Annotated in this window: 8 protein-coding genes and 3 pseudogenes; 8 read left to right on the forward strand and 3 right to left on the reverse strand. The window is 69.1% G+C overall.

What is annotated here, in order from left to right; translation table 11 throughout:
* A pseudogene (locus ABZ899_RS27300) lies at positions 1 to 184 on the forward strand (cadmium resistance transporter); the annotation flags it as partial.
* Positions 184 to 339 (forward strand): annotated as a pseudogene (locus ABZ899_RS27305) (LuxR C-terminal-related transcriptional regulator); the annotation flags it as partial. The pseudogenes ABZ899_RS27300 and ABZ899_RS27305, both read left to right, overlap by 1 nt.
* Here the strand turns inward: ABZ899_RS27305 and ABZ899_RS27310 are convergent.
* Positions 331 to 930, reverse strand: coding sequence for a hypothetical protein (locus ABZ899_RS27310; protein WP_361350893.1), 600 nt, complete (start codon positions 928 to 930; stop codon positions 331 to 333). The pseudogene ABZ899_RS27305 and the gene ABZ899_RS27310 overlap by 9 nt on opposite strands.
* A gap of 97 nt (positions 931 to 1,027) precedes the next feature.
* Between ABZ899_RS27310 and ABZ899_RS27315 the strand changes: the two genes are divergently transcribed.
* Entirely contained in the window at positions 1,028 to 3,769 is a 2,742-nt protein-coding gene (locus tag ABZ899_RS27315; protein ID WP_361350895.1) for a tetratricopeptide repeat protein, read from the forward strand.
* On the opposite strand, the gene ABZ899_RS27320 is transcribed toward ABZ899_RS27315, so the two are convergent.
* The gene (locus ABZ899_RS27320) at positions 3,770 to 3,991 is read right to left on the reverse strand and encodes a hypothetical protein (RefSeq protein ID WP_361350897.1); all 222 of its coding nucleotides are present in this window, start codon (positions 3,989 to 3,991) and stop codon (positions 3,770 to 3,772) included.
* 578 nt (positions 3,992 to 4,569) lie between these two features.
* On the opposite strand from ABZ899_RS27320, the gene ABZ899_RS27325 reads away from it, so the two are divergent.
* Complete coding sequence (locus ABZ899_RS27325; protein WP_361350899.1) at positions 4,570 to 9,150, forward strand: NB-ARC domain-containing protein; 4,581 nt, start codon at positions 4,570 to 4,572, stop codon at positions 9,148 to 9,150.
* A gap of 85 nt (positions 9,151 to 9,235) precedes the next feature.
* A pseudogene (locus ABZ899_RS27330) lies at positions 9,236 to 9,505 on the forward strand (IS30 family transposase); the annotation flags it as partial.
* 166 nt (positions 9,506 to 9,671) lie between these two features.
* On the opposite strand, the gene ABZ899_RS27335 reads toward ABZ899_RS27330, so the two are convergent.
* On the reverse strand, positions 9,672 to 10,790 hold the full coding sequence (locus tag ABZ899_RS27335; protein ID WP_361350901.1) for a DUF4062 domain-containing protein: 1,119 nt from the start codon (positions 10,788 to 10,790) through the stop codon (positions 9,672 to 9,674).
* A gap of 76 nt (positions 10,791 to 10,866) precedes the next feature.
* On the opposite strand from ABZ899_RS27335, the gene ABZ899_RS27340 reads away from it, so the two are divergent.
* The 3 genes from ABZ899_RS27340 to ABZ899_RS27350 all read left to right on the forward strand — a co-directional run bounded on the left by ABZ899_RS27340 (position 10,867) and on the right by ABZ899_RS27350 (position 13,055).
* Positions 10,867 to 11,319, forward strand: a complete 453-nt coding sequence (locus ABZ899_RS27340; protein WP_361350902.1) for a hypothetical protein — start codon at positions 10,867 to 10,869, stop codon at positions 11,317 to 11,319.
* Between the two features lie 641 nt (positions 11,320 to 11,960).
* Entirely contained in the window at positions 11,961 to 12,284 is a 324-nt protein-coding gene (locus ABZ899_RS27345; RefSeq protein ID WP_361350904.1) for a hypothetical protein, read from the forward strand.
* 309 nt (positions 12,285 to 12,593) lie between these two features.
* The gene (locus ABZ899_RS27350; protein WP_361350906.1) at positions 12,594 to 13,055 is read left to right on the forward strand and encodes a hypothetical protein; all 462 of its coding nucleotides are present in this window, start codon (positions 12,594 to 12,596) and stop codon (positions 13,053 to 13,055) included.
* Positions 13,056 to 13,139 lie beyond the last annotated feature (84 nt).

Below are 13,139 nucleotides of genomic sequence, written 5' to 3' on the forward strand. Positions count from 1 at the left end.
CCTCGGCCTTCTGCCGCTCGCTCTCGGCTTGAAAGCAGCGTGGCAGGGATGGAAGCACCGGGATGACGAGGACGACGAACACGAAGCAACCGAGGACGGCCCCAAGGTCCTGGAGGTCGCCGCGGTCACTTTCGCCAACGGCGGCGACAACATCGGCGTCTACGTCCCGGTCTTCGCCACCGTCTCATCGCCGAAGGCTCCACAAACCGCGAGATCGCCGCCCGTCTCTTCCTCAGCGAGAGAACGGTCAAGAACCACATCTCCCGCGTCCTGTCCCGCCTCGGTCTCCGCGGCCGTACCCAGGCCGCCCTCTACGCCCGCGACCACGGCCTACTCTGACCGCCCGCCGCCTCCTCCTCCCCCTACGAGCCCTGAGTACAGCACGATCTGGACCGCTAGCCCCAGCGCCGCCAGCCCCTCCGCCACGGAGAGTGCGAGCAGCAGCGCCCCACTATCCGCCCCGTCCACCCAATACACGACGAGCGCGGCCAGCGGCACGGCGCAGAACGCCCCCAGATCGACCCCGCACTGGATGAGCTTGCGCGAGCGGCGCCGAGCGTCACCCCGGTGGGCGGTCTCCCACCCGAAGATGGGCGCGTCCACCTTCCCGGTCGCCGCCGCGAGGCGCGGCCCCAGCTCGCCCCGTACATAGGCCCCGATCGCCGAGATCTTCTCGTCGTTGACCAGGTACGTCCATCCCAGCACCACGCAAACCGGCGGCAGCGCGAGCAGCATCGACGACTGCTTGGCCTGGGCTGCGGCCGCGATGACGGCGGCGACGGCCGCCAGGGTCACGTACAGCAGGTTGTCGCGGAAGCCGATACGTGCCTTCTGCTCGTCCTTGATCGTCTCGTACTCCGCGAGCAGCAGCTGCCCGACCGTGATCTCCGGATCCTTCTGGTGCGTCTGTTCCGGCCTCTCCGACGACATGTCCCCCCGCCTTTCGTTGCTCTACCTTGAACTTCCCAGAACGGGACCGGGGGAGGGTATCGGTCAGGTGACGGACAATGCACTACGGCTTCCCACAGTGGCGGTCCTGACCGCGAACTCCCCGGAGTACAAGGCGATACGGGACCGCCTCACCGGTATCGAGAAGCTCGTCCACCCTGCCTCCGGCACGCGCGCCGAGCGCGGACGGCTGCCCGGTACGCCGTGGCACGTCGCCCTCGTCGAGACCGGCGGCGGGTCCCTGACCACGGCCACACTGACCGAGCGCGTGAACTCCTGGCTGGGACCGGAGGCGGTGCTGTTCGTGGGGGCGGCAAGAGTACTGAAGGACGACATCGTGGTCGGCGATGTCGTGGTGGCGACCAAGGTGTACGGCATCCACGGCGGCAAGCAGACCCCGGAGGGCTTCCTCGTACGTCCGGAGGCCTGGCGCGCCACCCACCGCCTGGAGCAGGCCGCCCGCCATGCCCTGCGCGGCGCTGGGTACCGGGCCCACTTCAAGCCGATCGCCACCGGGGACGTTGTGCTGGCGGACGCCGAATCCGCGATCACCGAGCATGTCGTACGGCACTACAACGATGCCGTCGCCATCGAGATGGACGGCTCCGGCGTCGCGCACGCCGCCCAGCTCAACGACCGGCTGGGGGCATTGGTCATCCGGGGCATCGGTGGCGGGGCGGACGAGGGCACGGCCGGGCGCAGGGCAGCGGAGGCCGCCCTCGCCGTACTCACCGAACTGGACCTGGCATCGGAGCCGGACCCGCCGGGCCGCCACCACGGCCCGGTGCCCATCGCCAAGGACTCCCTGCCCGCCCCGCCTGCCGACTTCACGGGCCGCGGTGACGAACTGGCCCAAATCCTGAATTCACTGCGCCGGAACAGACGCAGGACCGCACAGCGCCACGTCCTCATCTGTGCGGTGTCCGGCCTCGGCGGCATCGGCAAGACGGCGTTGGCGCTGCATGCCGGGCACAAGGCGCTCAAGAAGGGCTGGTTCCCCGGCGGCGCCCTCTTCGTCGACCTGCGCGGCTACGACGCCGACCCGGTCACCGCCGACCAGGCCGTCACCGCCTTGCTGGACACCATGGGTGTACGCGGCACCGACCTCCCCCCGACCGCCCCCGCCCAGCACTCCCTCTACCACTCCCGCCTCGACCAACGGCCGCCCACGCTCCTGCTCCTCGACAACGCCTCCGACCCCACCCAGATCACCCCACTCCTCCCCGGCTCGGACCGGCACCGGGTGCTGATCACCTCCCGCGACAAGCTGCCGCAGCTGGAGGCCCGGCTCTTGGCGCTGGAGGAGCTGTCGCCCGAGGAGGCGTACGCCCTCCTCGACCGTGCGCTGCGGATCGCCGACCCTGAAGACGGCAGGATCCGGGACGAGGCGGAGGCGGCGGGGAAACTCGCCCAGCTGTGCGGCCAGCTCCCGCTCGCCCTTCGGATCGCCGCCGCGCTACTGGCTGGCGACCGCGGCATGCCGGTACGTGAACTGGTCGGCCAGCTCACCGCGTCGCGTGACCGGTTGGCGTACCTCGATGACGGTGCGCGGAGCGTGCGCGCAGCCTTCGAGGTGTCGTACCGGCGACTGCCGGAGGAGCGGGCGCGGGTGCTGCGGCTGATGGCCCTGGGGCCGACCGCGGAGACCGGGACGGAGGCACTGGCCGCGCTGCTGGGGGCGGACTCCGTGCCCGTGGGCGTGTTGAACGGGCTGGTGCGGGCTCACCTGGTGGGACGCGGGAGCGGGCAGGAGCGGTGGCGGTTACACGACCTGGTGCGGGAGTATGCGGCCGGGCTGGCGACGGTGGAGGAGGGAGAGGCGGCGCGGGAGCGGGTGCTGGACTTCTACCACCGGTGGACGAACGCGGCCGACAACCGTCTGCGATGGCTGCCCGGAATGCCGGAAGTGAAGCTGTTCGCCGACCGTGCGGGGTCGCTTGCCTGGCTGGACGCGGAGCGAGCCAACCTGGTGACCGCCGCCCAGTGGGCCGACCACGACCGCCACGCCGAAACCGCCGTCCGCCTCGCTCTGACCCTGGCGGCGTATCTGGACTGGCGGCGAGCCTTCGACGATTGGATCACGGTCAGCCGGGCCGCCCAGCGGGCCGCCCGCCGCACCGGCGACCACAAGAGCGAGGCCAGGGCGCGGCACAACCTCGGCGTCGCCCTGCGTGAGGCGGGCCGGGCCCGGGAGGCCATTGACGCCCATGTCCAAGCCCGCAACCTGTTCCAGGCCACCGGCGACCGCAACCGTGAAGCCAGGGCGTGGAACATGCTCGGCGTCGCCCTGCGCGAAGCGGGGCGGACCCAGGAGGCCATCGACGCCCACACCCAAGCCCGCAACCTGTTCCAGGCCACCGGCGACCGCAACCGTGAAGCCACAGCGTGGACCAACCTCGGCCTCGCTTTGAGCGAGGCGGAGCGGACCCAGGAGGCCATCGACGCCCACACCCAAGCCCGCAACCTGTTCCAGGCCACCGGCGACCCCAACCACGAAGCCCTGGCGTGGAACAATCTCGGCAACGCTCTGGCCGAAGCAGGTCTGACGCCGGAGGCCATCGACGCCTACACCCACGCTCTGGAGCTCTACAAGGAGTTCGACAGCTGGTACGAGATCGGCCGCGCCCTGCGCAACCTCGCCCTCGCCCACCACGCCACCGGCAACTCCGCCACCGCCCGCACCCACTTCTTCCACGCCGCCAACGCCTTCGCCCGCGCCAACGCACCCACCGAAGCCACCGAGGCCCGCGCCGACGCGGAGGCCCTCAGCCGCCGCCCCCGCTGGCTTCGCCGCTACCCCTCCTCGCCCCCACCTGCGTGATCACGCCCCGCCCACAGGCCGGGCCCGTACCACAAGGACGTCCATCCCCAGCTCGTCGTCCCCGATCTCAAGCCCCGCCCACATTGCCCCGGCCGCCAGCAGGTTGAACGCCCGGTGCGGCGCGCACACCGCATCGGTCTCGCCTCCGCTTCCCAGCCGCCCCGCCACCGCCCGCGCCGCCGCCTCCGCGTCGGCCGCGTGCTGGCCCAGGACGGTGGCCACGGGCTTCCCGGCCCCGACACAAAGGCCTCCACGAGCAGCAGCCGAGCACCGCCCCGCCGCTCGACCCCAGACGACACCCAGCGCCGTACCTGAGTCGTGACCGCCAGCCCGGGCACCGCCCGCCCGAGCTCGGACAGCATCCACGCACCCTGCACGAGCCCCGTCCCCAGCGCCCCGGCTCCCGCCTGCGCCGACCAGGGCCGGTTCCCCTCCCCCGTACGCCCTCTGCCAGCTCGCCCCAGTCCTCCGTCTCCGGCACGGGCACCGACATCGGCGCCTCCAGCGCCAGCACCCCACGCCCCCCACCAGCGCCTCGACGGCCGACTCAACCGCCGCCGCCGGGTCGGTCCCGTACCCGGCGAGCCCCGCCCCCACCCCCGGCACATCGACCGCCGCCCATGCGAAGGCCCCCGTCCGTATGGAACCAAGTCGACGGCGACCACCCGTACATCCGGCATGCCCCACACTCCCCTCACCTCCCTGTACACCGCTTCGCCGGAACTGCTCGTTCCGCCCCGCCCATGCCCTACCTTGAACCTCCGGGCTCCCCATAAAGAAGAATGGTCGAGGCTGGTCACGTGGCAGACACCGCGCACCCCACCGCCGTAGTCCTCACGGCACTCCCGCTGGAGTACGAGGCCGTACGGGCCCACCTCACCGACGTCGAGAAACTCGTGCACCAGCCCACTGGCACCCGCGCCGAGCGCGGTCGGCTCGCCGGTACCCCCTGGTACGTCGCCCTCGCGGAAATCGGCGAGGGTACCCTCACCGCCGCCACCCTCACCGAGCGCCTCAACACCTGGCTCAGCCCGCAGGCCCTGTTCTTCGTCGGTGTCGCGGGCGGGCTGAAGGGCGACATCAAGATCGGTGACGTCGTCGTCGCCACCAAGGTGTACGGCATCCACGGCGGCAAGCAGTCCCCCGAAGGCTTTCTCGTACGCCCCCAGGCCTGGAAGTCCTCCTATCGCCTGGAGCAGGCCGCCCGCTATGCCCTCCGTGGCAAGGCCCACTTCAAACCGATCGCCGTCGGGGACGTCGTCCTCGCCGACGCCGAGTCCGCGATCGCATGCCACATCCACGAGCACTACAACGACGCCGTCGCCATCGAGATGGAAAGCGCCGGCGTCGTACAGGCCGCCCACCTCACCGGTCAACTGGACGCCCTGATCATCCGGGGCATCAGCGACAAGGCCGACGCGGAGAAGCACGAACGGGACGCGGAAGGCTCCCAGCCGAAGGCCGCGAAGAACGCGGCGGAGGCCGCCATCGCCGTACTCCGCGAGCTCGAACCCGCGCCCGCCCCCACCGCCACCGCCACCGCTCAGCCGACGGTCCACCAGTACGGCGGCGACCACATCGACCTCAGCGGGAGCGTCTTCAACGGGACGGTCATCGGCAAGGTGGTCAAAGGCGAAGCCGCCAAGAACGCGGCCCAAGCCACGACGGCCCTGCCGCGGGAGTTGCAGCCGGTCTCCGATCCGGCGACGAGGGATCGGCTCCGTCAGCTGATGGGGCCTTCGAGTCGTTCGGCACCTCCCGTCCTCCCTCCGTCCATGCGCCCGGCCGTCACAAGCACGGACAGGGTGGCCCGCCCCGATCTGCAAGGGCCCCTCGTGGAACGCCTTGTTCTGCCATCCGGCAGCGGCCCGGCCTCGGGTTCGGTGAGCGCCGTGCTTGAGGGTCCCGGTGGTTTCGGTAAAACCACCCTCGCCGCGCTCGTCTGCCTCGACCCCCGGGTCACGGCCCGCTTCGGCAAGAGGATCTTCTGGGTCACCCTCAGCGAGGTGGACCAGGACGCGGACCTGCTGGCGAAGGTCAACGATCTCCATACGGCCCTGTCCGGAAAGTTCATGCCTTTCGCCACACTTGAGCAGGCGAAAGGTGAGTTGGGACGAGTACTGGGCGATGGGCAGGAGCGGGTGCACGAACCGCTTCTTCTGGTGATCGACGACGTCTGGCGCCCCGAGCAGCTCGACCCGTTCCTCGAAGGTGCCTGTACCCGGCTGGTCACCACACGCACGCGCGGTCTGATCCGCGACGCCTTCCGCCTGAACGTCGACGTACTGGACGGCCGCCAGACGATGGAGCTGCTCGCTCGTGGTCTGCAACACGGCGACGACGACCGGTGGCAGGCCCTGCGTCGGCTCACCGGTGGCTGGCCACTCCTGGCCGACCTCGCAAACGGTCAGCTGATCCACTGGACGGGGTACGGCAAACCACTTGAGGAGGCGCGGCGGTTGGTCGAGGCAGAGTTGTCCGCAGGGGGCCCTACCGCGCTCGACCCGGCCGATCCCACGTATCGGCAACAGGCCGTCTTCCATACCGTCGAGGCCAGCCGACGGCTGTTGGGGCATGGGAACGCGCGCTGGCCCGGGTTCTTCACCGACCTGGCTGTCTTCCCCAAGGGTGCCGCTGTTCCGGTGACCACGCTGGCCACCTACCTGGGGACATCGCATAGTGAGACGGAGACCTTCTGCGTCGAACTGGCCGACCTCTCCCTGCTTCAGCAGCTCGAACTGGGGATGGGAGGCACCTTCCGCCTGCACGACGTCATCCACGACTACCTCACCCAACACATCGAGAGCCGCCGACGTGAGCTGCACCAGCGGCTGCTCGACACACACGCCTGCGCTCATCAGCTCGCCGACGGTTCCGCCGACAACCGTTGGTGGGACATGCCGCCGACGGAGCCGTACCTCTGGGACCGGCTCGCCCACCACCTCGGTCAAGCCACCGACGGCGGAGCCGACTCGCTGCTGCGTGACCTCCGGTGGATCGAGGCACGCGTACGGCACTTCGGTCCAGGCGTCGTCGGACGGGATTTCGTGCACGCCACCCCCGAGGACCGTCAGCTGCGGCTGCTGTCCGAGGTGTTGACCCGGTCGGCTCACCTGCTCGTTCCCATCGGGCAGCCGTCGGACCTCATGGCCACCATGGCCGGGCGGCTGCACGCAGTCGATGGCCTGGCCGAGATCGTCGAGCTCTACGAACGTCATGCCCCGGGTCCGTGGCTAGCCCTGGCCTGGCCGCTCCCCGATCGACCGCCTCGGGCTTTCCGCGGAACCCGGGCCTCGCCCGACACGGCGGTCTTCGCCATGTCGCGGGACGGCACACGAATGGCCACCGGCCACCGGGACGGGACGGTGCGGGTCTGGGATGCGGCTGCCGACCGTGAGCTGTCCCGTATCCGCTTCCCCACGGGATGCGTGATGTCCCTGGCCGTCACCGGCGACGGTGACCGCGTGGCCGGTACGACCGTCCAGGGCTCCGCCTTCCTGTGGGAGTGGCAGGGCGACGGGGGACGGGGCGGAGGACAGGAGGGCGGCGTGGCGAAGCGTTTGCCGGGTTCGCGAGCCGAGCGCAAGGTCACGATCGGCCCCCGGAATCCAGCGGATCCACGCAGCGTGCGGGTCGCCACGTCCGGCGGCGAGTTGGGGGTCCGGTTTTTCGACGCGGACGGCCTGCCACGCCGCCTGCGCGCCACCTGGCCACGGCTGCTGTGGCCGGAGTCCCACCCCGGCATCCTCGGCACGCTGTTCATCGGGCTGAGCCCTGTGCTGGTGGGGCGCCCGGCCCTCTTCTTCGTCCTGCTCGGGGCCTTCGTCTGCACGCTGGCGATGATCCTGCTGCGTCAGCCCTGGTCGCGCTGGTGGCCCAATCTTGCCGAGTACCGGGAACTCGTGCACGCCGTCGCTTTCTCCCCGGACGGGACGCTGCTGGCCACCGCCGGCTCACGGGACGGCACCGTACGGCTGTGGGAGCCGGTGAAGGGCCGGCTCAAGAGGTCCTTCTCAACCTGCCGTGACCAATCGGACCTGGACCTTTGGGGCTCCGTCGCGGTCAGCCCGGACAACGGCTGGCTGGCCCACGTCGGGTCACAGGGTGTTTTCCGGCTGTGGAACATCAGGACCCGGCAACTCCACCTGACCCAGGCCATGGAGGTTCCCGTCGTCGGTATCCCCGCCCCCTCTGTGGGGTTTTCCGCCGACGGCCGGTGGGTGGCGTGTGGGAGCGGCAGTGAACTGCGGGTGTGGGAGGTCGCGGAAGGGGTGCAGCTGGTGCACCTCGGCGGGCTGGCCACTGACGTGTCCGACGTGCACTTCACACCTGACGGCGAGAACCTGCTTTCCGCCGACATGATCTCTCAGGTGCGCGTGTGGAACGTGGCGGATCTGATGGACTCGGCGAATTCGCAGCTCAGTTCCCCGGGGGAACACGGCGAGAGCTCGTTCGTCACCGATGCCGTCTTCTCCCCGGACGGTTCGTGGTTGATGGTGGCCGGCCCAGGCCGTCAGGTCAGCGCCCGAGCGGTCGACGGCGGTGAACTGCGCTCGTTCGCCGGACACACAGGTTTTGCGTGGGCGGTCGCGACTGCGCCGGACGGCAGTTGGCTGGCCAGCGGTGGCACCGACCACGCCGTGAGGCTGTGGGCGCCCGACGGCTCGCTCCTCGGCACGCTGATCGGTCACACGGCCATCGTCAGTGCCGTGGCGGTCTCACCGGACGGCAGCCTCCTCGCCACGGGCAGCATCGACCGGTCCATTCTCGTCTGGGACAGCCGCCGTGCGGTGACGGGCGCTGCGCCGCTCATCACCGGACTGGTAACAGACCCTCGCGACGACGATCCCTTCAGCGGCGACCAACAGCTGGCCTTCACCGGCGATGGGCGGCTGCTCGCCGCCGGCGCAAGCGGAGTCATCCTCAGTTGGCACACCCGCGACTGGACTCCTGCCCCCGCGTACGACCTCCGGGGCCAGGAAAGAGAAAAGGGCGGCAAGTTGGGCGCGGACGTGCTGGCACTCTCGAACGACGGCAGCCTGCTCGCCACGTTCACACGGCACAGTGATGGCATCAAGGTGTTCGACCTGGCCTCTCCCGACGTGCCGCCCCGACGGCACGGTCCTGTCCCCTCTCATGTCGGCGGGTTGTGCTTCTCGCCGGATCACCGTTTCCTGGCAAGCGCGCACGGGGACGGGGTCCTGCGTGTGTGGACCGCCGCCGGTCAGACCGACTGCCTCACCGCAATACGGGTGGAGGGCGTGCTGCGCAGATGCGCCTGGTCGCCGACCGGCACGCATCTGGCAGCGGTCGGCACTGCCGGCGCCTACCTCTTCACCCTGCGTCTGCCTCCCGGCACGGATCCGGACGCACCGGGCTGATCCTTCGCAACTCGCCACCGGGCGACGAAGGTCAGCCGCGCTCCAGAGCGGCGCGGCTCACGGCCACGGCCACGGCCACGATGCCCAGTTCGCGCTCGAGACTGGGACGAAGGTGTTCTTCGCCGATCCGCACTCGCCCTGGCAGCGACCCACGAACGAGAACACGAACGGGCTGCTGCGTCAGTACTTCCCGAAGGGCACCGACCTGTCCCGGTGGTCCGCCGAGGACCTCGAAGCCGTCGCCCTGGCGGTCAATAACCGACCCCGCAAGATCCTCGGCTGGAAGACCCCGGCCGAGGTCTTCGAGGAGCAGCTACGCTCACTACAGCAGCCCGGTGTTGCAACGACCGGTTGAACTCGCCCAGTACGCGTCGAAGGAGTTCGCGAACGTGTGCCGCCGGCTCGGCGTGACCCGCTCTCGCGGCGCGGTCGGCACCAGCGCGGACAATGCCGCCGCGGAGAGCCGGCCCCGTAGTAGCCAACTGCTGCGTGGGGCCGGATGTTGCTGTGATGGCACCGCATCAGCTGGCTGAGGGGTGCTGGTTGATCAGGACTCGTGCCAGGACGGCTGCTACCTCGTGTGCACCGGTGTCCAGCGCGGCCAGGCTGGTCGACTCGTCGGGCTCGGTTTGCAGCGTGAACGAGCGCCCGAAGCCGACGAGTTCGGCGCGTGTACGTGACTGGTGTGGGTTGAACCTGTCGATCTGGGTCAGTGTGGGGTCCGATACACCGATGGCCACTGCGATGCGTTCGTGCTGGATCAGATTGAGTGCGCCGGTGAACCTCAGCAGGGCGGTGATCTGCTGAGGCAGAGCGTCCTGATCGAGGATGGAGCCCATGGAGTCTCGGGGAAGTGTGGCCCGCAGGGACACCTGACCGGTCTTGTGCAAGCGCACTTCTACCAGTTCTCCCGCCCGGGCGGCGTCCCACCGACGGGGCCGCGTGAGGGGGATGCTGACGGTCACATGTGCCTGGGAGCTAGACGCCGTTAGAGCAACGTCATTGCTGACTGCCCCGGTCCGGCGGATCCGGTCCACCAGCGAGGTGCCGAACTCCGCGAGTTCCCGGGCGGAGTAACCCGCGAAACCCACGGGTAGAACATGCAGTTCCAGCAGAGGGACGTTAACGCCACCTTCGACGCCAGCCTCGTCCAGGCTCCAACACAGTTCAACGGGTTGCGTCAACGGCGCGAAGGACAGCGGGGACGGGCCTGACTCCAGCTCCTTCACTTTCTGCACGACCTTGGTCATCAACTCTGCCGTGTCGTGGAACGAGTCACGGAACACGCCGGTGGCGTAGGCCTCCACGGTCCGGGCGAAATCCTGCTGGACGTCCTCGAACGTGACGCCCAGCTTGCGGTAGACCAGGCGTGGCTTGCCCGCTGTTTTGGCCGCCACCCACTCGTCGTGGGTTGCCGACTGTCCTGTCTCGGAGAAGACGTGACCGTAGGCCGGTCCGAGCAGGAAGAGGCAGACATCGGCAGAGTCGAGAGCTGCCAGGCACGCTTCCCGGCTGGGGGTGGTCTGCGCGGTGAAGTCCTCGAACAGGACCGGGGTGTGCCCCAGCGCACGGATGAGGCCGGGCAGCGCGTCGCGCTCCTCCTCCAGTCCCTTGCGGACGCTGCTGATGAAGATTCTCACGCTAAGGTGTCTCCATTACTGAAGGGCTCGTCGAAGCGAACCGGATGACCGGCGAGTGTCGGGATGCGGGGGCTTCATGGCTGAAGTTTCAGAAGAGGCAATACGCGCCTACTGGAAGGAACACCGGGAGCAGTTACGACAGTGTGAGACCCAACGCTCGGCACTGACCAACCTCCTGCTCGTCATCACGGCTGCTCTGAGTGCTCTCATTGTCCAGCAGAAGTTCTCGACGTACGTCATGCCCCTGTGCCTCTTCGTGGCGATGACCGGAGGGTATGGGGCAGTGGCCGTCTCCAAGTACTTCGAACGGGCTTCCTACCACCTCTCTCAAGCACGAGCTCTCACCAAGGACTTGGTGGGCCGGGGAGTCCTTGGCTCCGACGAAAGACTGGTACAGGCGAGAGCCGATCACTACCGCCGCTTTCCTCGACTGCACCGCATTCGTCTTCATCGCCTGTGGGTGATCCTGCACCTTGCCATCGCCCTGTACGGAATGTGCCTCTTCGGCGTGTGTGTGGCCATGGCCTGATGCCGACCTGGAGGGTTTTCGGCTGAGTCCTGTCCGCGCCGACCGGCGGGGCGATGTGCCGGTCCCCAGGCTCCGGTGGCTGGGGGCGCGCATGACGCGCAAGCTGGCGTGCGGCCGGAAGAGGACCTGGACCGGGACGACAACGGCTGGACGGACCCCGCCCCCGGCATACACCTGACGGTGAACCGCTTCTGGTCCTCGGCCCAGTCGACCGTCGCCAAGACGTTTCCGCCCCGTTTTCAGGACCATCGCATCCTGGATCCCGACGCAGCCCCGGGTGCCTCGTCCAGTCTTCCACTCGGGCGGTGAAGCCGGCCCTGCATGACGCCATGCCCACGCCTCTCACCTGAGTCCACTTCATGCGCAAGCGAGGTTGTCGCAAAAATCATTGCTCAGATGCATGCGCTCCCAGCGGCGAACCCTGGGCGATCAGGCTCCTCGACCATCACGCACGGCCCTCGCTCCAGCCAAGTCCAAGAACAAAGCTGCAGGTCATACGCCTACCCCTATGGGCTTCTCATTCCAGCGCGCTGGGGATTCTCATGCGATGTCACTAAAACTTCTTACTCCATGTCACCACTTCTGCGCCCCGACCAGCAAAGGTGCATGGCATCGAGATGAGAACCACAGGTGACACTGAAATGAGAAGTCGCAGCCGGCCCGGGCTGGACGGTGAGGAAGACCGCGCGCATCTCGCCGGCACCTTGCGCGGACAGCTCCAGCTACTCCTTGAAGACCTCGAAGGGCGGACGGGCGACTTCCACGGGGAGATCCGTGCGACCGCCGATCACGTCGCCACCCGCGCCCGCGAGGCACTGGCCGTCGAAGAGGCGGCCGTAGCCCGCGACCCGGAGCAGCTGCACGACATGGCGGTCCTGGCGCGGTCACTGCTGGAGCTGTGCAGGCTCCCCCATGTGCCCGTGCCGCCGGGCACACACACTCCGTTGCCGCACTGCCTCCCCTGACGGTGCGGCAACGGGCCAGACAGCGATGCGCGGTACTCCCTGATCGCGGCCCCCGTACCCGTATGACGCCCCCTCAGTCCCCGCCCCGCCGGGTGTTTCCCCTCTCCGGCCGGGCCGGATACCCGCCCGCGGCTGCAAATGCCGCCTCGTAGATCACCGCGCTGCGAGGAACAGACTCCCGCCCGTGCGGACATCGCTCGTCTTCTTCCGTACGGGCGGGCTCCACCGAGGTCGGGCCGCCGACAGGAGGCCCGCCACGGTGCGCACCACCACGTCCGAAGCACCGCCCAACGCAAGGAGGCACGGACCGTGACCACCACACAGAAGCGCACCGCGGCCGATGCGCGGACGCTGATCAGCACAGAACTGCGCGAGACCCTGGTCGAGAACATGTGCGCCAAGTTCTCGCAGCTGACCGAGGAGAAGGCCGATCGCGGCGTCGGGCAGATGCTCGCCTTCCTCGCCGCGTGCGACTACAGCGAGAAGCCGCTCAGTCCCTCTCCCCTCGTGGACGACTTCTGGCACACGTTCCTGCTCCACACCAAGGCGTACCGGGAGTTCTGCGAGGAAAGGTTCGGCCGGTTCCTGGACCACCAGCCCGGCTACCTCGACCCGCAGGAGCACGGGGGCGGTAAGGCCCTCCGCGCCCGGACGGTCGACGCGATCACCCTCGCCGGGTACGAGATCGACATGGAGTTCTGGCCCGAGCTGGACCTCGCCGAGTGCTCACAGTGTCACGCGAACTGCTCGGACAGCCCGTTCCGTCCCTGACGGCGCCCGCGCCGGCCTTTGGTCTGCCACGCTGTGGCCAGGCCGGGGGCCGGCCACTTTGCTCGACCAACGCAGGAGATCGCG

The organism is Streptomyces sp. NPDC046859 (assembly GCF_040645135.1).
Classification (GTDB): domain Bacteria; phylum Actinomycetota; class Actinomycetes; order Streptomycetales; family Streptomycetaceae; genus Streptomyces.

Bases quoted from the DNA above. Each gene is read 5' to 3' on its own strand.
- ABZ899_RS27340 (WP_361350902.1), top strand. From the start codon at position 10,867: ATGGCTGAAGTTTCAGAAGAGGCAATACGCGCCTACTGGAAGGAACAC.
- ABZ899_RS27345 (WP_361350904.1), top strand. From the start codon at position 11,961: ATGAGAAGTCGCAGCCGGCCCGGGCTGGACGGTGAGGAAGACCGCGCG.
- ABZ899_RS27310 (WP_361350893.1), bottom strand. From the start codon at position 930: ATGTCGTCGGAGAGGCCGGAACAGACGCACCAGAAGGATCCGGAGATC.